This window comes from Curtobacterium sp. GC_Cur_3 (assembly GCF_026544205.1).
Taxonomy (GTDB): domain Bacteria; phylum Actinomycetota; class Actinomycetes; order Actinomycetales; family Microbacteriaceae; genus Curtobacterium.
In genome coordinates, this window is record NZ_JALNUI010000017.1 from 49,670 (window position 1) to 71,610 (window position 21,941).

22 protein-coding genes and 1 tRNA gene are annotated in these 21,941 nt (G+C 70.6%); 13 read left to right on the forward strand and 10 right to left on the reverse strand.

Annotated features, from left to right (window positions below; genetic code table 11):
* Positions 1–89: 89 nt before the first annotated feature.
* From ygfZ to OXR63_RS10670, 3 genes are all read right to left on the reverse strand, one after another.
* Positions 90–1,166, reverse strand: a complete 1,077-nt coding sequence (gene ygfZ / locus OXR63_RS10660) for a CAF17-like 4Fe-4S cluster assembly/insertion protein YgfZ (protein WP_267422996.1) — start codon at positions 1,164–1,166, stop codon at positions 90–92.
* Positions 1,166–1,786, reverse strand: a complete 621-nt coding sequence (locus tag OXR63_RS10665) for an FABP family protein (RefSeq protein WP_267422998.1) — start codon at positions 1,784–1,786, stop codon at positions 1,166–1,168. The genes ygfZ and OXR63_RS10665 overlap by 1 nt, the downstream gene beginning before the upstream one ends.
* Before the next feature lie 136 nt (positions 1,787–1,922).
* Positions 1,923–2,204 (reverse strand): hypothetical protein, encoded by a 282-nt coding sequence (locus OXR63_RS10670; protein WP_267423001.1) that lies wholly within the window; start codon positions 2,202–2,204, stop codon positions 1,923–1,925.
* 85 nt (positions 2,205–2,289) lie between these two features.
* On the opposite strand from OXR63_RS10670, the gene OXR63_RS10675 reads away from it, so the two are divergent.
* From OXR63_RS10675 to pstB, 8 genes are all read left to right on the forward strand, one after another.
* The gene (locus OXR63_RS10675) at positions 2,290–2,973 is read left to right on the forward strand and encodes a response regulator transcription factor (protein ID WP_194661497.1); all 684 of its coding nucleotides are present in this window, start codon (positions 2,290–2,292) and stop codon (positions 2,971–2,973) included.
* A 2-nt stretch (positions 2,974–2,975) separates the two neighbouring features.
* Entirely contained in the window at positions 2,976–3,815 is an 840-nt protein-coding gene (gene mshD, locus OXR63_RS10680) for a mycothiol synthase (protein ID WP_267423002.1), read from the forward strand.
* A gap of 90 nt (positions 3,816–3,905) precedes the next feature.
* On the forward strand, positions 3,906–6,071 hold the full coding sequence (locus OXR63_RS10685; protein ID WP_267423003.1) for an RNA degradosome polyphosphate kinase: 2,166 nt from the start codon (positions 3,906–3,908) through the stop codon (positions 6,069–6,071).
* Positions 6,068–7,015, forward strand: a complete 948-nt coding sequence (locus tag OXR63_RS10690) for an NUDIX hydrolase (protein WP_267423004.1) — start codon at positions 6,068–6,070, stop codon at positions 7,013–7,015. Before OXR63_RS10685 ends, OXR63_RS10690 begins: the two co-directional genes overlap by 4 nt.
* 339 nt (positions 7,016–7,354) lie before the next feature.
* Positions 7,355–8,464, forward strand: coding sequence for a phosphate ABC transporter substrate-binding protein PstS (locus OXR63_RS10695; protein ID WP_267423006.1), 1,110 nt, complete (start codon positions 7,355–7,357; stop codon positions 8,462–8,464).
* Positions 8,465–8,552: 88 nt separating this feature from the next.
* A complete protein-coding gene (pstC, locus tag OXR63_RS10700; protein WP_267423008.1) occupies positions 8,553–9,503 on the forward strand; it encodes a phosphate ABC transporter permease subunit PstC in 951 nt (316 codons plus the stop codon).
* Positions 9,504–9,517: 14 nt separating this feature from the next.
* A complete protein-coding gene (pstA, locus tag OXR63_RS10705; RefSeq protein WP_267423009.1) occupies positions 9,518–10,597 on the forward strand; it encodes a phosphate ABC transporter permease PstA in 1,080 nt (359 codons plus the stop codon).
* A gap of 19 nt (positions 10,598–10,616) precedes the next feature.
* Positions 10,617–11,396, forward strand: coding sequence for a phosphate ABC transporter ATP-binding protein PstB (gene pstB / locus OXR63_RS10710; protein ID WP_267423010.1), 780 nt, complete (start codon positions 10,617–10,619; stop codon positions 11,394–11,396).
* A 223-nt stretch (positions 11,397–11,619) separates the two neighbouring features.
* Here pstB and OXR63_RS10715 read toward each other — a convergent pair whose 3' ends face one another.
* The 3 genes from OXR63_RS10715 to OXR63_RS10725 form a co-directional block, all read right to left on the reverse strand.
* A complete protein-coding gene (locus tag OXR63_RS10715) occupies positions 11,620–12,474 on the reverse strand; it encodes an anti-sigma factor (protein ID WP_267423011.1) in 855 nt (284 codons plus the stop codon).
* Entirely contained in the window at positions 12,471–13,070 is a 600-nt protein-coding gene (locus OXR63_RS10720; RefSeq protein WP_267423014.1) for a sigma-70 family RNA polymerase sigma factor, read from the reverse strand. Before OXR63_RS10720 ends, OXR63_RS10715 begins: the two co-directional genes overlap by 4 nt.
* A 520-nt stretch (positions 13,071–13,590) precedes the next feature.
* Complete coding sequence (locus OXR63_RS10725; protein WP_194630306.1) at positions 13,591–14,220, reverse strand: DNA-directed RNA polymerase subunit beta; 630 nt, start codon at positions 14,218–14,220, stop codon at positions 13,591–13,593.
* A gap of 62 nt (positions 14,221–14,282) precedes the next feature.
* Here OXR63_RS10725 and OXR63_RS10730 point away from each other — a divergent pair.
* The 3 genes from OXR63_RS10730 (at position 14,283) to OXR63_RS10740 (ending at position 16,046) form a co-directional block, all read left to right on the forward strand.
* Positions 14,283–14,355 (forward strand) — tRNA-Lys (locus OXR63_RS10730).
* A gap of 207 nt (positions 14,356–14,562) precedes the next feature.
* The gene (locus OXR63_RS10735; protein ID WP_267423022.1) at positions 14,563–15,546 is read left to right on the forward strand and encodes a helix-turn-helix transcriptional regulator; all 984 of its coding nucleotides are present in this window, start codon (positions 14,563–14,565) and stop codon (positions 15,544–15,546) included.
* A 179-nt stretch (positions 15,547–15,725) separates the two neighbouring features.
* Positions 15,726–16,046, forward strand: a complete 321-nt coding sequence (locus OXR63_RS10740; RefSeq protein ID WP_194661508.1) for a hypothetical protein — start codon at positions 15,726–15,728, stop codon at positions 16,044–16,046.
* A 98-nt stretch (positions 16,047–16,144) separates the two neighbouring features.
* On the opposite strand, the gene OXR63_RS10745 is transcribed toward OXR63_RS10740, so the two are convergent.
* On the reverse strand, positions 16,145–17,077 hold the full coding sequence (locus tag OXR63_RS10745) for an aldose 1-epimerase family protein (protein WP_267423025.1): 933 nt from the start codon (positions 17,075–17,077) through the stop codon (positions 16,145–16,147).
* Positions 17,074–17,913, reverse strand: a complete 840-nt coding sequence (locus OXR63_RS10750) for a DeoR/GlpR family DNA-binding transcription regulator (RefSeq protein ID WP_267423027.1) — start codon at positions 17,911–17,913, stop codon at positions 17,074–17,076. The genes OXR63_RS10745 and OXR63_RS10750 overlap by 4 nt, the downstream gene beginning before the upstream one ends.
* 64 nt (positions 17,914–17,977) lie before the next feature.
* Between OXR63_RS10750 and galT the strand changes: the two genes are divergently transcribed.
* Positions 17,978–19,075 (forward strand): galactose-1-phosphate uridylyltransferase, encoded by a 1,098-nt coding sequence (gene galT, locus OXR63_RS10755; RefSeq protein WP_267423029.1) that lies wholly within the window; start codon positions 17,978–17,980, stop codon positions 19,073–19,075.
* Positions 19,072–20,208 carry a galactokinase gene (galK, locus tag OXR63_RS10760; RefSeq protein WP_267423030.1) on the forward strand — a complete coding sequence of 379 codons (1,137 nt, stop codon included), beginning with the start codon at positions 19,072–19,074 and terminating at the stop codon, positions 20,206–20,208. Before galT ends, galK begins: the two co-directional genes overlap by 4 nt.
* Before the next feature lie 257 nt (positions 20,209–20,465).
* On the opposite strand, the gene OXR63_RS10765 is transcribed toward galK, so the two are convergent.
* Both OXR63_RS10765 and OXR63_RS10770 read right to left on the reverse strand, forming a co-directional pair.
* On the reverse strand, positions 20,466–20,969 hold the full coding sequence (locus OXR63_RS10765; protein ID WP_267423032.1) for a hypothetical protein: 504 nt from the start codon (positions 20,967–20,969) through the stop codon (positions 20,466–20,468).
* A gap of 46 nt (positions 20,970–21,015) precedes the next feature.
* Positions 21,016–21,927: a tetrahydrofolate dehydrogenase/cyclohydrolase catalytic domain-containing protein gene (locus OXR63_RS10770; protein ID WP_267423076.1), complete on the reverse strand. Its 912-nt coding sequence runs from the start codon at positions 21,925–21,927 to the stop codon at positions 21,016–21,018.
* Positions 21,928–21,941 lie beyond the last annotated feature (14 nt).

Here is a 21,941-nt window from a genome sequence, read left to right on the forward strand (position 1 = left end):
TGCTCCGCGCCGCGGACATTCGCGGCGCGACTGCTGGACACCGGTGTTTTGCGAGGAGGAACCGGGCCGGTGTCTTGCGAGCGTGCGAGCTAGGAGCGCTTGACCGCGCCGAGCCGGGGCAGCCGGGGCAGCCGGGGCACGTTCGCCGTCGCACCCGCACCGGGCGGGACGATGGTCTCCTGCGCTGCCGTCACCACGACGTCGTCCGCGGTCAGGGTGAGCACGGCGGTCGGGTCGAGCGAGCGCTTGACGATGGCGAGCCCGACCGGGCCGAGCTCGTGGTGCACCGCCGACGCTGCGAGCCGACCGACCTCGGTGCCGTCGAGCGTCACGGGGGTGCCGGGAGCGGGCAGCACGGCGTCCGAGCCGTCGAGGTGCAGCATCACGACCCGACGCGGCGGGTGCCCGAGGTTGTGGACCTTGGCGACGGTCTCCTGCCCGCGGTAGCACCCCTTGCTCAGGTGCACGGCGGAACGGAGCCAGTCGAGCTCGTGCGGGATCGTCCGCTCGTCGACGTCGCTGAGCGAGGGGCGCCAGGCGGCGATGCGCAGGGCCTCCACCGCGAGGAGCCCCGCGACGGGCCGGTCGGACGCGGCCAGGGCGGCAGCGGCGTCGGTGGCGAGCACTGCGATCCGCAGGGTCCAGTCGGAGCCGGGGTGGGCCTCCAGGCTGGCGTAGCCCCAACCTCCGGGCGCGACGGTGCTCCACGGGTCGACCCACTCGACGACTGCGCCGGTGACGGCGCCCGTGTCGGTGAAGGACCCGATGGTGACGAACTCGTCGCTGCGGTCGGTGACCTCGACGCGGAGCATGAAGCGCATCGACGTCAGCCACGCGGCGAGCGGGGCGGCGTCGGCGGGCTCGGTGAGGAGCCAGGTGGTCTCGCCGTCGTCCACGACGCGGGCCGCGTGCTCGACCCGACCCGAGGCGTCGAGCACGAGCGTCTCGGTGCTGACACCCGGCGCCAGGCCGAGGAGCAGCTGCGACGTGATCGAGTTGAGCCAGGACAGGCGGTCGGGGCCGGTGACGGTCACGACACCGAGCCCGAGCTCGACCACGGCGGTCCCGCGCGCCAGCAGCCGCTGCTCGCCGAGGGGGTTGCCGAAGTGGGCGGCCGGGCCCGCAGCGGACGCGACGAAGCCGTCACGCGCGGCGAAGACGGCCATCAGTCGACCTTCGCGAGCTGCCCCGAGGCGTGCGAGGTGAGTCCCTGACCGAGGGCGGCGATGTCCCACGCCCAGAAGAGCTTGCCCTCCACCAGCCCGTACAGGCGGGTGGCCGCGGAGTACTCCTTGGCGTTGGCGGAGCGCATCACGGCGTCGGTGGCCAGGTCGATGCGGCCCTTGCGGACCTGCCCGACGTAGAGCTCGTTGACGCCGGTCGGGTGGATGATCATGGCCTCGACGTCGAAGCCGTCGTTCGCGTTGCGGAGCGCCTCGACGCTCTGCGTGGTCGTGAAGGGCGCGTTCCCCTCGCCCATCAGCATCGCCGGGCCGCGGTCACCGGGCTCGGACGGACGGTCCAGGCGCCAGTAGCCCATCTCGGCGGCGAGCGGGGTGTGCTGCTCGTCGAGGAGCCACGTGGTGGACGCGTAGTTGAGGTACGGCAGGCCGTCGTGGCTGAAGCTCACGCGCTGGCCGAACTCGTACGAGCGGACCTCTGGTTCCTCGTCGTCGCCGGACGGTTCACCGATCGGGTACTCGACCACGCCGGTGCCCTCCCAGACACCGACGAGCCAGGAGAGCGGGACGAGTTCAGCGGCCAGGCCCTCCGGCAGTTCGATCAACGCTGGCCCTTGAACAGCTTCACGACGACGGTCACCGAGATGAACGCGATCGCGAGCGACGCCAGGCCGAGGAGGCCCACGTAGAAGAGCTCGAGCGCAAGCAGCGAATCCATGCCAGGAGTCTACGCGGCCAGGCTCAACGTGCCAGGAGCACCACGGCGGTCACGAGCACGACGACGAACGAACCCGAGGACGCGATGCTGATCCGCTCGACCAGGCCGTCCTTGGTCGCGGTGATGAGCTGCAGCACGAAGCTGACCATCACCGACGCCACGAACACGAGCAGCAGCCACGCGAAGGAGTCCCGTTGGCTGAGCGTCAGGACGAGCACGGCACCGACGATCGTCAGCAGCCAGACGGGCAGCACCGACGTCAGCTGCAGGCGGCGCTGGTCGGCGGGCGGGACGGGCTCGGTCACGTCCCCATCATGACAGGCGCGGTCAGGGCGGCGTGTCGAGCATCACTAGGATGTCTCCACGACGTCTTCCCGCTCTGGAGGTCCTGTGGCACAGCTCCTGGTACTCACTTCGGCTGCGCCCGGCGACGTCCTGCCGGCCCTCGGCCTCCTGAGCCACCGGATCCGCCACGTGCCGGCCGAGGCCTCCCACCTGGTCAACGCCCCGCAGAGCGACCTGATGTTCGTGGACGCCCGCACCGACCTGGTCAGCGCGAAGGCCCTGTGCAAGATCCTCGCCACGTCCGGCTCGACGACGCCCATCGTGCTCGTCGTGACCGAGGGCGGCCTGACCGCGGTCACGAGCGAGTGGAACGTCGACGACGTCGTGCTCGAGACCGCCGGCCCCGCGGAGGTCGACGCCCGCATCCGCCTGAGTTCCGGCCGGGCCGCCAAGAACCAGACGGGCTCGAAGATCCAGGCCTCCGGGGTCGTCATCGACGAGGCCAGCTACTCGGCGAAGGTCCGCGGCAAGCCGCTCGACCTCACCTTCAAGGAGTTCGAGCTCCTGCGGTTCTTCGCCACGCACCCGTCGCGGGTCTTCACCCGCGAGCAGCTGCTCAGCGAGGTCTGGGGCTACGACTACTTCGGCGGCACCCGCACGGTCGACGTGCACGTCCGTCGTCTCCGCGCGAAGCTCGGCGACCTCGAGTCGCTCATCGGCACGGTCCGCAACGTCGGGTACCGCTTCAACGTGTACGAGGACGAAGCCGACCGCCTGATGGGCCAGTAGTCGTGCCCGACCTCGGCGCCTTCGTCGTCCCCGACGAGCCGCCGCCCTTCTCCGACCAGAGCCTGGTCGACGTGCGCGCCGGCCGTGCCGTCGTGCTCGAGGAGCCCGACGGGGTCGCAGGCGGACCCGACGGGGTGGCGGCCGGACCCGACGGGGTCGCGGTCGTGCGCGAGGGCGAGCTGGAACTCGTGGTCCGACGGGAGGCCCGTGGCCGCGGCACCGGGACACGCCTCGTCGAGCGGGCGCTCGCGCTGGGCGGCGGGGCCGCACCGCGGCTGGCCTGGGCGCACGGCGACAGCCCGGCAGCCCGTGCCATCGCCACCCGGTACGGCTGGGCCCCCACGAGGACGCTGCTGCAGCTCCGCGCACCGGTGCCGACCGCCGGAACCGACCCGGGCCTCCCGACCGGGTCCACCCTGGCCGCCTTCCGGCCCGGCACCGACGAGGCGGACTGGCTCGCGCTGAACGCCGCGGCCTTCGCGTCCCACCCCGAGCAGGGGTCGATGACGATGGACGACCTGCTCGCACGAGAGGCCGAGCCCTGGTTCGACGGCGCCGACCTGTTGCTGCTGCGGGACGCCTCCGGCGCGCTCGCGGGGTCGTGCTGGCTCAAGGTCGAGGACGGCATCGGCGAGTTCTACGCCGTCGCGGTGCGCCCGGACCTGCAGGGACAGGGCCTCGGGGGCGTGCTCATGCGCGCGGGGTCCGCCCGGTTGGTCGGACGGGGCCTCGACGCCCAGGCGCTCTACGTCGAGGGCGACAACGAGCCCGCGCTGGCGCTGTACCGGCGGTCCGGGTTCACGCAGCACGCGATCGACGTGCAGTACGCCGCACCGGCCTGACCTCCTCCACAGCCACCCCGTTCACCGCGGGTTCCCACAGGGGCGGCCATCGGCCATCCGACCTCCGCACACGGGTGGCAGGATGTGGGCATGGACACCGAACCGCAGCTCGACGGCGACTCCGTCTCGAACGACCTCGACGACTTCGACGAGGTCGTCGAGATCGAGCACGAGTCCCTGCCGTCGGACCGCTACTTCGACCGCGAGATCAGCTGGCTCCGGTTCAACCAGCGGGTGCTCGAACTCGGTGAGGACCGCACGGTCCCGCTGCTCGAGCGCGCCAACTTCCTGGCGATCTTCGCGTCTAACCTCGACGAGTTCTTCATGGTCCGTGTCGCCGGTCTCAAGCGCCGCATCGACACCGGCATCGCCGTCCCGACCAACGTCGGGCGCGCACCGAGTGACGTCCTCCGCGACATCGCCAAGAAGGCCCACGAGCTGCAGGACCGCCACGCGCAGGCCTTCATCGGCTCGCTGAAGCCCGACCTCGACGCCGCCGGCCTGCACATCGAGCACTGGTCCGACCTGGGCGAGGACGACCGCGCGCGGATGCGGGAGTACTTCGCCGAGCAGATCTTCCCGGTCCTGATGCCCCTCGCGGTGGACCCGGCACACCCGTTCCCGTACATCTCCGGCCTGTCGCTCAACCTCGCGGTGCGCGTGCGCAACCCGAAGTCGCAGCGGCAGGAGTTCGCGCGTCTCAAGGTCCCGCAGAACTTCTCGCGGCTGATCAAGCTGCCGGACGACAACTCCGGGCGGATGCGCTTCATCCCGCTCGAGGACCTCATCGCCAACCACCTCGGCGACCTGTTCCCGGGGATGGAGGTCCTCGAGCACCACGTGTTCCGCGTCACCAGGAACGAGGACGTCGAGATCGAGGAGGACGAGGCCGAGAACCTCATCCAGGCCCTCGAGCGCGAGCTGCTGCGGCGCCGCTTCGGTCCGCCCATCCGCCTCGAGATCACCGAGGACATGGACCCGGTGACGCTCGACCTGCTCGTCCGTGAGCTCGACATCACGGAACAGGAGGTCTACCGGCTGCCGTCTCCGCTGGACCTCGGCTGCCTGTTCGAGATCTCGAAGATCAACCGGCCCGACCTGCACTACCCGAAGCACGTGCCGACCACCCCGGTGCAGTTCCAGCCGGGCGAGCCGAACACCAAGCCCGACCTGTTCCGTGCCATCGCTGCCAGGGACGTCCTCGTCCACCACCCGTACGAGTCCTTCGCCACGAGCGTGCAGGCCTTCCTCGAGCAGGCGGCGGCCGACCCGAACGTCCTGGCGATCAAGCAGACGCTGTACCGCACGTCGGGCGACTCCCCCATCGTCGAGGCCCTCATCGACGCCGCCGCCGCGGGCAAGCAGGTGCTCGCGCTGGTGGAGATCAAGGCGCGCTTCGACGAGCAGAACAACATCACCTGGGCCCGCAAGCTCGAGAAGGCCGGCGTGCACGTGGTCTACGGCCTGGTCGGGTTGAAGACGCACTCCAAGCTCGTGCTCGTCATCCGGCAGGAGGGCGGCACGCTCAAGCACTACAGCCACATCGGCACCGGCAACTACAACCCGAAGACCTCGCGCATCTACGAGGACATGGGGCTCTTCACCGCGGACGACGTCGTGGGCAAGGACCTCACCCGTCTGTTCAACGAGCTCTCCGGGTACGCGATCGAGAAGAAGTTCAAGCGGCTCCTCGTCGCCCCGCTGCACCTGCGGAAGGGCCTGCTGAAGCGCATCCAGGTCGAGGCCGACAACGCCCGCGCCGGACTGCCCTCCGGCATCCGGATCAAGGTCAACTCGATGGTCGACGAGCAGATCATCGACGCCCTCTACCTGGCCAGCCAGGCCGGGGTGCCGATCGACGTGCTGGTGCGCGGCATCTGCTCGCTCAAGCCCGGGCTCGAGGGCGTCAGCGAGACCATCCGCGTGCGCAGCGTCGTCGGGCGGTACCTCGAGCACTCCCGCGCGTTCGCGTTCCACAACGACGGCGACCCGTTCGTGTTCATCGGCAGCGCGGACATGATGCACCGCAACCTCGACCGACGCGTCGAGGCCCTGGTGCGCCTCTCCGACCCGTCCCACGTGAACGAGGTCACCGAGGTCTTCGACCTGGCGATGGCCGAGACCACCAGCTCGTGGCACCTCGAGTCCGACGGCGAGTGGACGCGGCACTCCACGGACCAGGACGGCCGCCCGTTCGACGACGTGCAGAATGTGATCATGCGGAAGATCTCGGCGCGGAAGCGCTCCACGCGGTGAGCGGCACCTCCACGGGCCCCGTCCTGGCGGCGGGGGCAGTGGTGTGGCGCGAACAGGACGGGGAGCCGCTCGTGCTCCTGGTCCACCGCGAGCACCACAAGGACGTCTCCTTCCCCAAGGGCAAGGTCGACCCGGGCGAAGCGGTCCCCACCACCGCCGTGCGCGAGGTCCACGAGGAGACCGGCCACCGCGTGCACCTCGGCGCCCCGCTCGGCACCGCGGAGTACGTCCTGCCGAACGGCCGCGACAAGGTCGTGCAGTACTGGGCGGCCCGGGTGTCCACGAAGGAGTTCGAGCGCGCGGGCACGTTCCGTCCGAACCACGAGGTCGCCGCGATCGAGTGGGTGACGATCGACGACGCCCGCGCCCGGCTCACCTACGCCCGGGACGTCGAGATCCTCGAGCGCTTCGCCGAGCGTGCCGCCACGGGCCAGCACCGCACCTTCGCGCTCATCGCCCTGCGGCACGCCAAGACCACCCCCGGCTCCGACTGGCACGGCCCCGACGCCACCCGACCGCTCCTGGCCGTCGGCCGCGCGCAGGCGAAGGCCGCCGCGGCCCCGATCGCCGCGTTCGGCCCGAAGAAGATCGTGAGCAGCACGGCCGCACGGTGCCTGGCGACCGTCGAGCCGCTGTCCGACCGGGTCAAGCTCGGTGTCTCGAGCACCCCGGACATCAGCCAGGACGCCCACGAGCAGGGCACCGCCGACGTCAAGGGCGCCGTGCGGAAGCGCCTGGCGAAGGGCAAGACCGCCGTGTTCTGCTCGCACGGCCCCGTGCTGCCCGACATCGTCGCGCGCATCGCCACGGACACCACCGCCGACACCGACCGCTTCGACCTGCGCCGCGCGGCGATGCTGTCGGTCGGCGACTTCGCCGTGCTGCACATCGCTGACGACACGCTCGTCGCCGTCGAGACACACCGGAACACCGTCACCGCGTAGCGCGCGCCCGCGCCCGCGCGCCCGCGCCGCCCGCGTCGTCCGCGCGGACCGCAGCGCGGTCGGCGGACCGGCCGAACCAGCCACGTGGCGGGGTGTCGGCTGTTCGCCCGAGCCGAGACGAGCCTCCCGTCCGCCGCTGGGCACGCTGTTCCCGATCCTGCCCCCGGAACCGCCCCCGCGCTCGCCGTCCGCGCCGAGACACCCCCTCGTTCACCTCCCGTTCACCGGCGGGCGTGATCCCGGTCACTTCGCGTCCCTACAGTCACTCGCGGGTCGGCACCGGCCCACGGGACTGAACAGCGGTCCCACCTGCACTCCACATTCCCCGAAGGGACCCCTGTGAACATCAAGCGAATCGGTTCGATCGCAGCAATCGCGATCGCCGGCGCAGTCGTGCTCTCCTCGTGCGCGGCGAACGAAGGCGGCGCGGGCAGCACCACGTCGGCCTCCGCCTCGGGTGTCGACTACTCGAAGCTCTCCGGCACGCTCACCGCGTCGGGCTCCTCCGCACAGCAGACCGCCGAGACCGTCTGGGGCACCGGCTTCCAGGACCAGGCCTCCGGCGTCACGGTCAACTACTCGCCGGACGGCTCCGGCGCCGGCCGCAAGAACTTCATCTCCGGCGCGGCGGACTTCGCCGGCTCGGACGCAGCGCTCTCCGACGAGGAGCTCTCCGGCACCTTCGCGAACTGCGCGGCGGACTCCAAGGCCATCGACATCCCGGTCTACATCTCCCCGATCGCCATCGCCTTCAAGGTCGACGGCGTCAAGGACCTGACGCTCGACGCCAAGACCATCGCGGGCATCTTCTCCGGCAAGATCACCAAGTGGGACGACTCCCAGATCGCCGCCCTGAACAAGGACGCGAAGCTGCCGAGCGCGAACATCACCGTCGTGCACCGTTCGGACGACTCGGGCACCACGCAGAACTTCTCCGAGTACCTGTCGGCGAACGCCGGTGACGTCTGGACCGAAGCGCCCAGCCAGACCTTCCCGTACCAGGTCGGCGACGGCGCTGCGAAGGGCTCCGGCGTGGCCTCGGCCATGCAGGGCGCGACCAACGCGATCACCTACATCGACGACTCCGGTGCAGGCGACCTCGACAAGGCCAAGCTCATGGTCGGCGACAAGGCCACCGAGCTCTCCGCCGACGGCGCCGCCAAGGTCGTCGCGGACTCCGAGACGGTCTCCGGCCGCGAGACGAACGACCTCGCGATCGACATCAACCGCAAGGACACCGCGGACGGCGCCTGGCCGCTCGTGCTCGTCTCCTACGCCATCGCGTGCCAGGAGTACAAGGACGCCGACAAGGCCGACCTGGTCAAGTCGTACCTGACCTACGTCGTGTCCGACGACGCCCAGAAGGCCGCCGCGACGGAGGCCAAGTCGGCCGCCCTCTCCTCGGACCTCGGCAAGAAGGCCGCTGACGCGGTCGCCTCGATCAAGTAACAACTCCTCACCGAGAGCCCGGGTGCCGGTCCTCCCACGGACCGGCACCCGGGCACTTCCCCGTCTCCCGACAGGAGTCCCACGCCCCATGACCTCCGCACCCGTCCAGCAAGGCGCTTCCCTCGCCCCGGCGAAGCCCAAGGCCGTCGTCCGCGTCGGCGACCGTGTCTTCTCCGCCGCCTCCGTCATCTCCGGCGGCCTCATCCTGGTCGTGCTCGCGCTGGTCGCCGCCTTCCTCGTCTGGCAGAGCATCCCCGCGTTCTCCGCCAAGGTCGGCGAGCTGCCCAACCAGGCCGCGAACTTCTGGGACTACGTCGGGCCGCTCGTCTTCGGCACCATCTGGTCGGCGCTCCTCGCGCTCGTCATGGCCGTCCCGCTCGCGCTCGGGATCGCGCTCTTCATCTCGCACTTCGCGCCGCGGCGCATCGCCCCGCTGCTCGGCTACGTCATCGACCTGCTCGCCGCGGTCCCGTCGGTCGTCTACGGCCTGTGGGGCATCGTGGTGCTGTCGCAGTTCGTCAAGCCGTTCTACGCGTTCCTCAACGAGTACTTCGCGTGGATCCCGCTCTTCTCCGGGCAGGTGTCCGGCACCGGTCGGACGATCCTCACGGCGTCGATCGTCCTCGCCGTCATGACGATCCCGATCATGACGGCGATCATGCGCGAGATCTTCCTGCAGGCGCCGACCCTCAACGAAGAGGCCGCACTCGCCCTCGGCGCCACGCGCTGGGAGATGATCCGCCTGTCGGTCCTGCCGTTCGCCAAGTCCGGCATCGTGTCCGCGATCATGCTCGGCCTCGGACGAGCGCTCGGCGAGACGATGGCGATCGCCCTCGTGCTGTCGGTGTCGACGAACATCTCGTTCAAGCTGCTCACGTCCCTCAACCCGTCGACCATCGCGGCGAACATCGCCCTGCAGTTCGCCGAGGCGTCCGGAACGGCCCTGAACGCACTCATCGCGTCCGGTCTGATCCTCTTCGTCATCACCCTGGTCATCAACATGCTCGCGCGCTACATCGTGCGCCGACGCGTCAGCTGAGAGGTCGCACCCCGATGTCCCTCGCAATCCGTCCGACCGGCGGCAACGTCTTCGCCAACGGCAAGCTGCACACCTCCGTGCCGTGGCTGCTCCTCGCCGGCAGCTGGGTCGCCCTGGCCCTGGTCTTCGCCCTGCTCAACGCAGGCGGCGCCGTCAAGGACTTCAACGTCGTCGCGGCGGTCTTCCTCGGCACGGTCCTGTTCGACGTCCTCATCGTGGTCGTCTCCCGGATCGTCGAGGGTGGGCGCAAGGCGGTCGACCGCCTCGTCACCTCGCTCGTCATCACCGCGTTCGTCATCGCGGTGCTCCCGCTGGTGTCGCTGCTCTGGACGGTCCTCGCGGACGGTCTGGCCCGGTTCGACGTCGCGTTCTTCTCGTACTCGATGCGCGGTGTCATCTCCGTCGGTGGTGGCGCCCTGCACGCCCTGATCGGCACGCTCGAGATCACCCTGTTCGCGGCCGTCATCAGTGTCCCGATCGGGCTGCTCACGTCGATCTACCTGGTCGAGTACGGCCGCGGCGCCCTCGCCCGCGGCATCACGTTCTTCGTCGACGTCATGACGGGCATCCCCTCGATCGTGGCCGGCCTGTTCGCGTACTCGCTCTTCGCGCTGTTCCTCGGCCCGGGCGCCCGGTTCGGTCTGGTCGGATCGATCGCCCTCGCGGTCCTGATGATCCCGATCATCGTGCGCGCCACCGAAGAGGTCCTGAAGATCGTGCCGATGGAGCTCCGCGAGGCCTCCTACGCCCTCGGTGTCCCGAAGTGGCTGACGATCGTCAAGGTCGTGCTGCCCACCTCGCTCGCCGGCATCACGACGGGCGTCATGCTCGCGATCGCCCGCGTCATCGGCGAGACCGCTCCCCTGCTGGTGACCGCTGGCTACACGTCGAGCATGAACTACGACCTGTTCGGCAACCCGATGATGACCCTGCCGGTGTTCGCGTACACGCAGTACTCGCAGCAGGGCGCCAACCCGGTGCCGTTCGTCGACCGGGCCTGGACCGCAGCACTCGTCCTGATCCTCATCGTGATGCTGCTGAACCTGCTCGCCCGGTTCATCACGCGTCTCTTCGCCCCCAAGCTCTCCCGCTAGCCCCCCGGAAGGTCACACTGTGTCCAAGCGCATCGAGGTCGACGGCCTCAACGTCTACTACTCGAAGTTCAAGGCGGTCGAGGGCGTCGACATGACGATCGAGCCCCGCACCGTCACCGCCTTCATCGGCCCGTCCGGCTGCGGCAAGTCCACGTTCCTCCGCACGCTCAACCGCATGCACGAGGTCATCCCCGGCGCCTACGTCGAGGGCTCGGTCAAGGTGGACGGCGACGACCTCTACGCCCCCGGCGTGGACCCGGTCATCGTCCGGCGCCAGGTCGGCATGGTGTTCCAGCGCCCGAACCCGTTCCCGACGATGTCCATCAAGGACAACGTGCTCGCCGGCGTGAAGCTCAACAACAAGCGCGTCAGCCGCTCCGAGGCGGACGACATCGTCGAGCGCTCCCTGCAGGGCGCGAACCTGTGGAACGAGGTCAAGGACCGCCTCGACAAGCCCGGCATGGGACTGTCCGGCGGCCAGCAGCAGCGTCTCTGCATCGCGCGCGCCATCGCCGTGCAGCCCGACGTCCTGCTGATGGACGAGCCGTGCTCCGCGCTCGACCCGATCTCGACCCTCGCCATCGAGGACCTGATCGGCGAGCTCAAGAAGGAGTTCACGATCGTGATCGTGACCCACAACATGCAGCAGGCCTCGCGCGTCAGCGACAAGACCGCGTTCTTCAACATCGCGGGCACCGGCCAGCCCGGTCACCTCATCGAGTACGACGACACCGCGACGATCTTCTCGAACCCGTCCGTCAAGTCGACCGAGGACTACGTCTCCGGCCGCTTCGGTTGATCGGCTGCGCGTCCGTCGCCTGAGATCGGAACGCAGAGGAGGCCCGGTGCACGTCCCACAGGACGGCACCGGGCCTCGTTGCGTTGCGTTCATGGCCCGCCGTTGTGGTGTCCGCGCCGAGCTCGAGTCAGAACGACAACATCGCTGTCGTACGACAGCGATGTTGTCGTTCCGAGTCGGCAGAGAACCGACTGGGGGGCGGAACCGAGAGGTTGGGGCCCGGCTACGCGGAGGTGGTCGGGACCGCGACGATCGGCGTCGTCGTCGGCTGCTTCGACCCGCCGGACGGCTCGACCGTGATGCCCACGGTGGCGCCCTGCGACTTCGACCCGCTCAGCACCGCCGAACGCACACCGCCGTCGACGTCGTTCATCAGGCCAGCGGACTCGATGGTGCCGCCGGACTCCGCGGAACCGATGTACCAGAGCTCGTAGGTCTTGTCCTTCGGCGCGGCCTTCACACCGTCGAGGATGACGGCCGACTTGCCGAGCTGGTCGGACCAGACGACCGTGGCCGTCCCGCCGCCCTTGACGGACGACGTGCTCCGAGCGAAGTCGGGGGACGCGTAGATCTGGTCGAGGCCGGACGCCGCCTGCGAAGTGGTCGGACCGGGGTTCGAGTCACCGTTGAAGAGCACACCGCCGGCGCCGAGACCGACGCCGAGGAAGATGACACCCACCGCGGCAGCGGCGCTGAGGAACCCAGCGGGACGCTGGAACCACCGACGGTGCGCGGTGGCACTGGCCGAACCACCGGCGGAGGCGAGGTCCGTGACTGGGGCGATCGGGGCCTCCTGGACGGGTTCCTGCTCCTCGGGGAGGGCGTGAGCCGGTCCGGCCGACGCCTGGGGCGTGGTCTGGATGGCGGCCATCAGGGACGCCTTGAGGGACGCGGGCGGCTCGATCGGCTCGACCGCGTAGGCCAGGGCCCTGGCGGTCTCGGTGAGCGAGTCGGCCTCGGCGCGGAGTTCAGGGAAGGCCGCGAGGGCCTCTTCGATGTCGTGGCGCTCCGCGTCGCTGAGGGCGTCGAGTGCGTAGGAGCCGGTCAGGAGCGCGGGGTCGTCGTGTCGTTGGGTCATGACGTCACCCCCATCTCGTCGCGTAGACGGATCATCCCGTCGCGCAGACGGGTCTTCACGGTGCCGATCGGCACTCCGAGTTGTTCGGCCATCTCGCTGTGCGAGTAGCCGCCGTAGTAGGCCAGCTGGACTGCCTGGCGCTGGAACTCCGTCAGGCGGCCGAGGGCACGGCTGACGCGTTCGTGTTCGATGCGGATCTCGACCGATTCCGACACCTGGTCGAAGCCGGACTCGAAGTCGCGGATGCCGATCTTGGTGTCACGGTCGCGGGAGGACTGTGCAGCCCGGACCCGGTCGACGGCCCGGCGGTGCGCCATGGTCAGCACCCAGCTGGCGGCACTGCCGCGCTTGGTGTCGAACTTGGCTGACTGCTGCCAGACTTCGAGGAAGACCTCTTGGGCGACTTCCTCGGACTGGGCGCGGTCCTTGAGGAGCCGCGTGATCAGGCCGAGGACCCGACCGGAGAGCTCGTCGTAGAGCTCGGAGAAGGCCTGTTGGTCGCCCTGGGCGACACGGAGGAGGAGGAGGTCCGGCGACGCGGGTGCTGGCTCATCCGAGCTCCAACTGTCCGTGTCGCGTTCCACGAGGGCAAGCATTGCAGGTTTTCCTCCTTCCGGTGTCAAGCGTTCGTGCGGCGTTCAGGTTGAGAGCGAGGGCCTGCACGATCCGCAGGGAATTGACCAGCCGGTGGAGCCGGACCGGGTCGCACAGGACCCTCGCTGTGTGACGTTCCGTGAAGTCGGTCACGCTGATGATTCGGCACCCTCGCCCTGTCGGATTGGCCGGGGTGGGTGCGGTTTCCCGCAAGCCGTCGGTGGCGCGCCCGGGAACCGGTCTGTCCACCGTGAGTGAACAGGGCAGCGCGCACAGGCTGCGTCTCCTACAATTGACATCGCCGGGCCGCAGCAAGCCCCGGGCTCCAAAATTCGCCGCTTCGAGCGGCCTCGCGCCGAGAGGCGCTTCTGCGGCCCGGTTTTCCTCTGCCCGCTCGCGGTCGGGGGACGTTCGTCGTACGCCGGGTTCACCGCTCGACGGGACCGCCGTTCCTGCCGTTCCTGCCGTTCCTGCCGGGAGGCTCGGCTGACGTCCGGCAGGCCGGCCCGGTCTGACGGGTGCTCAGTCCAGGGCGTCGCGGCGCCAGAGTGCCGCTGCCGCCGACAGGTCCTCGGCGAGCTCGGCCAGGCGGAAGGCACGGACGGTCAGCACGCTCGCGCGCTCCTCGGCCGTGATGTCGGAGTCGTCGGCCACGCTCGTGGCTCCCGCTGCAGCGAGACGGCAGAAGGCGGCACCGCGGTCGAGTGCGACGGCGAAGTCCCCCGTGTAGAGCCCGTGCAGGATGCTGTCCGCGAGCGCGAGGATCTCTGCAGGACCCGTCGGGGCCTCCGCGCCGGCGACGGCCTGGTCGATCGTGCGGATGCGCTCCGTGCCCCTGGTGAAGAGGTAGGCGACCTCGTCCGGGTTCTGCCGGATGACCGTGCGCATGAGGTAGATCCGCCAGAGGGTGCCCGGCAGGGTGTGCGGCCCGACCCGTGCCCAGAGCTCGGCGACGGCCTCGATGCCGTGGACGTCGGTGTACGTCACGAGGCGCTCGACCACGGCGGGGTCCGGGTCCTGCCGCACGCGGTGGAGCAGCGCGTTGGCGGTCTCGTGCGCGACGCGGTTCACCAGCGCGGGGTCCTCGCCGCCCTTGATGGCAGCGAACTCGGCGTCGGTGAAGTGGACTGGACGGTGGTGATCGCGAGGCACCCGGGAAGTGTAGGCGGCGCCGGTGACACGGGCATCCCGTGGCCGGATACCCTGGAGCACGAGGGCCTCTAGCTCAGTTGGTAGAGCACCGGACTTTTAATCCGAGGGTCGTGGGTTCGAGCCCCACGGGGCCCACTGTCGCTCGTGAAGGTCTCGTGAGATCGCACTCGGTGTCGCCTCCCAGCGCGGCGAGGCGACACGGAGTGCGATCTCACGCGGGCCACTTGAGTGCGACAGGCGCAATGTGTCCCGGGTGTGCCGGAAAGGTCGCAGACCGCGGCTCGGTTGAAGTCGGCTGCGACGCGACATAGCGTGGATCGAGTCCTCTGAGAGGAGGCCGCGATGACCACCGAGCCGCACGCACCCTGCGCAGCGACCGCCCCCGCACCGCAGCGACCACTCGTGTCGGTCGCCGGGCAGGACACCGACTCCGCGATCAGCTCCCTCGCTGGGATGTACGCCGGCAAGGCCTGGTACTCCCGTCCCGTCGACGAGGGCTTCTGGTACCGCTACGTCGGCGTCGGCGACGACCAGCTCAGCATCCGACGCTCGCAGATGCACGGGTACCTCCGCGGCGACGTGGCCGTCGAGGGCGAGGTCGTCGTGCAGTGGCTCGAACGCGGGCGGGCACGGGTCGACGTCGGACGCGACGAGGTCAGGATGCAACCGGGCGTCCCGACGATGTTCCCCGTCGAGCGTCGCTTCGAGATGGAGTACGAGGACTGGGACCAGCGTCTTGTTCACGTCGACCGGAGCCTGCTCCTCGACGTCGCCGCGGAACGCTGGCTCGTCGACGGCACCCTGTCGTTCGGCCGCACCGCGCCGCAGGACCCCGCGGCGGTCGCCCGCTGGCGGAGCGCGGTGTCCGGCGCCGTGCACACACTCCGCGAGGACGGCCAGGCCTCGCTCGCCTGGCACGAGGCGCGTCGCGACGTCGCCCGGGCGCTGCTGGACCTGTACCCGTTGCAGGCCGACCTCCTCGGCGCCGACTCCGGCGACCTCGCCCACCGACGACTCCGCGGTGCGGTCGAGTTCATCCACGAGCACGTGCACGAGCCGCTCACCGTCGCCGACATCGCGCGGGCCGCAGGGCTGAGCGTCCGCGGCACCCAGGACGCCTTCCAGCGGACGCTCGACACGACGCCGATGGCCTACGTGCGGGACGTCCGGCTCGGGCGGGCGCACGAGGAACTGCAGTCACTCGACCCGCGATCGACCTCCGTCGCCGAGGTCGCCCGGCGCTGGGGCTTCGCGCACATGGGTCGGTTCTCCTCGACCTACGCCACGCGGTTCGGGGAGTACCCCCGCCAGACGCTGCGTCAGTGAAGCGCTGACCCCATCGAGTCCTGCGGGGTACAACCCGTCCCCAGCGTTCTCATGGTGAACCCACTGCGCACACCGGCCGATCCACAGCGGGCAGGTGGGTGGACGTCGTTAGTGTCGTTCCCGGATCCACTGCTCGTGGGTCGACCGCACCACCAGGAACGAAACGAACGGGGTACACCGTGATCGAGCACATCGACGCCACGCACACCAGCACCACCGGGGAAGCGCGCCGCATCGTCGAGCTCGCCGCAGCGACGAACACCACCATGAGCGACCGGCTCCTGCTGGACACGCTCCGCCGCAGGGCCCAGGTCACCACCCGGCACATCCGCACGGACTTCGTCGAGGTCGCCACCGGCTCGAGCGTCCTCGGGTACGTGTGCCGACAGCGCAAGCAGTTCCTCGCACTGCGGGGCGACGACCCGGCCTGGGCTCAGGAGATCGGCCGGTACGCCACCGAGTCGCTCGCGGTCGAGGCCCTGCGCATGCGGCGCGCCTGACGGAGACAGCGACACCGACACCACTGACCACGCACGAAGGCCCCGCCGGATCACGGACGGGGCCTTTGTGCATGGGGCGTGGGGTCTGACCGGGAGCGTCAGGACCAGACGCGGTGGATCCCCCACGAGCCGGTCCAGGTCTCGTCGGGCTCGAGCCACCGCAGGCCCTCGCCCGAGTTCAGGGCGTCGGCAGGAGCGGTCATCGGCTCGACGGCGACGGCCAGGCCCTTGCCGTCACCCCGGGGGAACTCGCGGGAGGTGAAGACCTGGACGTACGGGAAGGACGCGTCCTGCCAGAGCTCGACGCCGTCGCCCTCGGGCCCGTGGATCGTCGTCCGGCGGATCCCGTCGCTGCCCGGGGTGACGTCGGTGTACGCCGTGTCGAGGTCCGAGTCCCCCGCGCGACGACCGCCGCGGAGGTCCTGGTCGGTGCCCTCGACGGGCTGCGTGCCGTTCGGGATCTTGCGGTCGTCGACGGTGAAGGCCGTGGCGGCGTCGAGCGTCACGACGAGGTCCTCCGGCGGGGTGTCACCGGCGCGGAGGTACGGGTGCGCCCCGACGGCGAAGGGCGCTCGGACGTCGGAGCGGTTCGTGATCTCGTGGGTGATGCGGATGCCGTCGTCGACGAGCTCGTGGTGCACCCGGGTCTCGAGGGTGAAGGGCCAGCCGTGCTGCGGGTGGATCGTGGCCTGCTGCAGGACGGACGACTCGGTCTGGTCCACCACGCGGTACGGCGAGAACCGGAGCAGCCCGTGCGAGGCGTTGCCGTACTTCGGCTCGGAGACGTCCAGCTGCTGTGCTGCACCGTCGAGGTGCCAGACACCGCCTGCCACGCGGTTCGGCCACGGGACCAGGACGATCCCGTTCGCACCAGCGGGTGCCTCGGACGCCGGGAACGGCTCGGTGAGGTCGAACCCGGCGACGGTGAGCTGGCGGATGCCGGCGGCGACCTCGGTCACGACGGCCTCGACGACCCCGTCCGGGCCGGCGTGACGGAGGTGGTACTGGCCTCCGGTGGGTGCTGCGGTCATGCGCTGTGGTTCCTTCCCGGTGCGGTGTCGTCGGCGACGACGACCTGGACCCCGGCGGCTCGTACGTGCTCGACGAGGTCCGACGGGGCCTCCGCCGTCACGATGACGTCGATGTCGTCGAGGCCGCGGACGACCCCGATGTGGGCACGGCCGAACTTCGAGCCGTCCACCACCACGACCGTACGCCGGGCCGTCGCAGCGAGCATCCGCTTGGCCTCGGTCTCGGGCAGGTTCACGTTCGTCAGGCCGTGCTCGACGTCGACGCCGGTGCCGCCGAGGAACACCACGTCGGCGGCGATCATCGGCAGCACCGTCCCGTTGAACGGTGCCACGAGCGAGTGCTGCAGGGGGCGGAGCGTGCCGCCGGTGACGACCACCGTGAACCGCGGCACCGCACGCTCGAGGGCCAGGGCCGTGGTGAGGGAGTTCGTGACGACGGTGACGTCGACCAGGTCCTCGCGGGCGACGAGCGCCTCGGCGACCGCGGCCGGCGTCGTCCCGACGTCGAGCACGACGCACTCCCCGGACCGCACGAGCGCCGCGGCGGCACGGCCGATGGCGGCCTTGGCCGCTCGGTGCTCGACGGCGGTCTCCTCGAAGGGACGCTCCGGCGACCCGACCCCGGGGCGGACCGCACCGCCGTGCACCCGCCTGACCCGGGCCTCCCGGTCGAGGACGGCGAGGTCCTGCCGGACCGTCACCTCGCTGGTGCCGAGCGCGGCGGCGAGCGCCGCGGTCCGGACCAGGCCGGGGGCTCCGTCGACGATGGCGACGATGCGGTCCTGCCGCAGGGGCGCCGGCATCGTGCCGGCGAGGAAGAGGTCGTCGTCGCTCACGGAGACAGTTTCGTCTGCTTCCGATCACTTTCGCAATCCTTCGTTCGTTCGCTAGGCTGGGTCGGTGATCACCAAGCGCGCGACGAAGCTCGCGGACGGCCGCGACCTCATCTACTTCGACGATGCGGACACGCAGCTGCCCGCTGAACGGCACATCGACGAGCGGACGCTCGACCCGCGGCCGGAGACGGCGCGGATGCGCCAGGACGTCCTCACCGGGGAGTGGGTCTCGATCGCGAGCGCCCGCCAGAACCGCGTGTTCCTGCCCCCGGCCGACCAGGACCCCCTGGCCCCGCAGACCCCGGCGAACCCGTCGGAGGTCCCCAGTCGGTACGACGTCGCCGTGTTCGAGAACCGGTCCCCGTCGTTCGGACCCGCGCTCGATGCCGACGACGCCCCCGAGTCGCTCGCGTCCCTGTCGGACGTCGGACTGAACCGTCAGCTGCGCTCCGTCGGCCGGTGCGAGGTCGTCTGCTTCTCCCCCGAGACCGCCGGTTCGTTCGCGTCCATCTCCGAGTCCCGCGCCCGCACCGTGGTCGAGGCCTGGGCGGACCGCACCGCCGCGCTCTCCGCGATGCCCGGCATCCAGCAGGTGTTCCCGTTCGAGAACCGCGGCGAGGCGATCGGCGTCACACTGCACCACCCGCACGGGCAGATCTACGCCTATCCCTACGTCACCCCGCGCACGCAGCGGCTGCTGGCGTCGATCGAGCGGTTCGGTCCCGACCTGTTCAAGCAGCACCTGGCGAACGAGCGCGCGTCCGAGCGGGTCGTCCTCGCCGGCGAGCACTTCACCGCCTTCGTGCCGTTCGCCGCGCGCTGGCCGATCGAGATCCACCTGCTGCCGCACCGCCACGTGCCGGACTTCGCCGGGCTGACCGACGCCGAGAAGGACGAGCTCGCGCACATGCACCTGCGACTCACCCGCGGGCTCGACGCGCTCTACGGCGACCCGACCCCGTACATCGCCGCGTGGCACCAGGCGCCCGTGCACACCGGACGCGACACCGTCCGGCTGATGCTGCAGATCACCTCGCCGCGTCGGTCGGCGGACAAGTTGAAGTTCCTGGCCGGCAGTGAAGCCGCCATGGGCGCGTGGATCGGGGACCTCGTCCCCGAGAAGGCGGCCGAGTTCATCCGAGGAGGGATCGAACGAGCATGACGTTCCAGCAGGTGTTCGGGCACGAGCCGGCGGTGCGGTACTCCGCCCCCGGCCGCGTGAACCTGATCGGTGAGCACACCGACTACAACGAGGGCTACGTCCTCCCCTTCGCGATCGACCGCCGCACCACGGCGTCCATCGCCCCGCGGTCCGACCGCACGCTGCGGGTCGCCTCGGCGTTCGACCCGAAGACGGTCGTGTCGCTGTCGCTCGACGAGCTCTCGCCCGACGCGATGGACGGCTGGTCGGCGTACGTGTTCGGCATCGCCTGGGCACTGCAGGAGCAGGGTGCCGACCTGTCCCGGGCGACCGGCCTCGACGTGTACATCGAGTCGGACGTCCCCGTCGGCGCCGGGCTGTCGTCGAGCGCCGCGATCGAGTGCGGTGTCGCGCTGGCCTTCAACGACCTGTGGGAGCTGGGGCTCGACCGCAAGCAGCTCGCCCGCGTCGGGCAGTACTCCGAGAACCACGCGGTCGGGGCACCGACGGGGATCATGGACCAGTCCGCGTCGCTGCTCGGGGAACAGGACGCCGTCGTGTTCCTCGACTGCCGCACGCTCGACACCGCCGTGGTCGACATGACGCTCCAGGCCGAGGGCCTCGAGGTCCTCGTGGTCGACACCCGCGTCGAGCACGCGCACGCCACCGGTGGCTACGCCGCGCGTCGGGCATCGTGCGAGAAGGGGGCGCAGGTCCTCGGGGTCGAGGCCCTGCGTGACGTCGCGGTGGACGACCTGCCGCGGGCGCAGGAGCTCCTGGACGACGAGACCTTCCGTCGGGTGCGGCACATCGTGACCGAGGACCAGCGCGTCCTCGACACCGTGCGGACCCTCCGCGAGCAGGGTGCCCGGGCGATCGGCGACCTGCTCGTCGCGTCGCACGAGTCCATGCGGGACGACTTCGAGATCTCCGTGCCGGAGCTCGACCTGGCGGTCGCGACGGCGATGGCGAACGGGGCCGTCGGTGCGCGGATGACCGGTGGCGGGTTCGGTGGGGCGGCGATCGCGCTCGTCGACCGGGAGGCCCGTGCGACGATCGCGACGGCCGTCACCTCCGCCTTCGCGGACGCTGGGTTCCGCGAGCCGACTGTGTTCACGGTGCACGCGGCGCAGGGCGCCCGGCGCGACAGCTGACGCAGGCGCGGCCGAGGCCGCGGCCGCCAGGCCGAGTCTCGCCCGGGCGGACTCGACTCGGCCTCCGGAGGCCACACGATGTCCGCCAAGCCGAGACTCGGCCGAGTTGTGCAGCGGCGCCGCAGCGCACCCGCCGCAGCCGTCCTGTCGGGGCCGCGCCGAGCCTCCAGGCCGAGACTCGCTTGGGCGGACGTCGCTCGGCCTTCGGATGCCGCGAGATGTCCGCCCGGCCGAGACTCGGCCAGGCCGCGCCGGGCTCAGCGCGTCATGTGGCCCGTCGTGATAGTCGTGCCGCTGAAGGGGAAGGCGTGGACCGGCAGAACCTGGTGCTGGATCTGGTCCATCACGACGTGGCTCTCCCACACCCCGTAGACCAGGACCGCGGCGGTGACGAGCACCGGGAGCGCGAGGACGGCCGCGACCCGGACAGCGCGGCCGAGGCGCTCGCGACCCCACCGTGCGAGCGTTGGCGGGACGACGACGCCGAGCACGCCGACGAGCACGATGAGCGTGACGGCGAGGGGTGACGGGTGGCCGAGGGCCTCAACCGTCGCTGGTGGGGCGGCGACGACGACCCCGGAGGCATCGGTCCAGTGACCGTCCGCGTCGAGTCCGCCGTAGCCGGCGCTCGCGCTCCACGTGCCGACAACCCCGACCACGAACAGGCTGACGATCGTGGCGACGACGACCATCCACCCGCGCAGCGTGGCACGACACCCCTCGGCTGCCATCACCGGCACGGCGACCACGTTCTCCCCCATGGGGTGAACGTAGCGCCGGGCCGGCGCGACGGCAACGCCTCGGTGGCTACTTCAGCCGGCGCTCCGCGGCCTCGACGACGTTCTTCATGAGCATCGCCCGGGTCATCGGGCCGACGCCACCGGGGACCGGCGACATGAAGCCGGCGACGGACGCGACCGCGGGGTCGACGTCGCCGCGCAGCTTGGCCTTGCCGGTGTCCTGGTTCACGACGCGGGTGATGCCCACATCGATGACCGCGGCGCCGGGCTGGACCCAGTCGGGCTTGACCAGTCCGGCGACCCCCGCGGCAGCGACGACGATGTCCGCACGGCGGCACTCGGCGGCGACGTCGGCGGTCAGGGAGTGGGTGAGGGTGGCGGTGGCCTCGAGCCGGGTGAGCAGCAGGCCGAGCGGGCGCCCGACCGTGAGGCCCTGGCCGATGATCGTGACGTGCCTGCCGCGGATCGGGATGTCGTATGCGCGGAGCATCTCGACGATCCCCCGAGGCGTGCACGGCAGGGGCGCGTCGATCGTGCCGGCACCACCGGGGACGGCGAGCACGAGCTCCCCGAGGTTCGTCGGGTGCAGGCCGTCGGCGTCCTTCGACGGGTCCATCAGCTCGAGCATGGGCGTCGGGTCGATGCCCTCCGGCAGCGGGAGCTGCACGATGAACGCCGTGACCCGGGGGTCGTCGTTCATCTGCAGGATCGCGGCGCGGATGTCGGCGGCCGAGGCGGTCGCGGGCAGGTCGAGACGGATCGACTCGATGCCGATCTGCGCCGAGTCACGGTGCTTGCCGGCGACGTACGACAGCGACCCGGCGTTCTCTCCGACGAGGATCGTGCCGAGGCCCGGGTGGATGCCCCGTTCGTGCAGGCGGTCGACGCGGACACGGAGCTCCTCGAGCGTGCGGGCGGCGAGGGCAGTGCCGTCGATGCGCACGGCCGAGTCCTCCCCCGCCCACCGAGCGGTGGGCAGGGGAGCCACGGTGC

Bases quoted from the DNA above. Each gene is read 5' to 3' on its own strand.
- ygfZ (WP_267422996.1), bottom strand. From the start codon at position 1,166: ATGGCCGTCTTCGCCGCGCGTGACGGCTTCGTCGCGTCCGCTGCGGGC.
- OXR63_RS10765 (WP_267423032.1), bottom strand. From the start codon at position 20,969: ATGGGGGAGAACGTGGTCGCCGTGCCGGTGATGGCAGCCGAGGGGTGT.
- galK (WP_267423030.1), top strand. From the start codon at position 19,072: ATGACGTTCCAGCAGGTGTTCGGGCACGAGCCGGCGGTGCGGTACTCC.
- OXR63_RS10685 (WP_267423003.1), top strand. From the start codon at position 3,906: ATGGACACCGAACCGCAGCTCGACGGCGACTCCGTCTCGAACGACCTC.
- OXR63_RS10745 (WP_267423025.1), bottom strand. From the start codon at position 17,077: ATGACCGCAGCACCCACCGGAGGCCAGTACCACCTCCGTCACGCCGGC.
- pstA (WP_267423009.1), top strand. From the start codon at position 9,518: ATGTCCCTCGCAATCCGTCCGACCGGCGGCAACGTCTTCGCCAACGGC.
- pstC (WP_267423008.1), top strand. From the start codon at position 8,553: ATGACCTCCGCACCCGTCCAGCAAGGCGCTTCCCTCGCCCCGGCGAAG.
- OXR63_RS10735 (WP_267423022.1), top strand. From the start codon at position 14,563: ATGACCACCGAGCCGCACGCACCCTGCGCAGCGACCGCCCCCGCACCG.
- OXR63_RS10720 (WP_267423014.1), bottom strand. From the start codon at position 13,070: ATGCTTGCCCTCGTGGAACGCGACACGGACAGTTGGAGCTCGGATGAG.
- OXR63_RS10715 (WP_267423011.1), bottom strand. From the start codon at position 12,474: ATGACCCAACGACACGACGACCCCGCGCTCCTGACCGGCTCCTACGCA.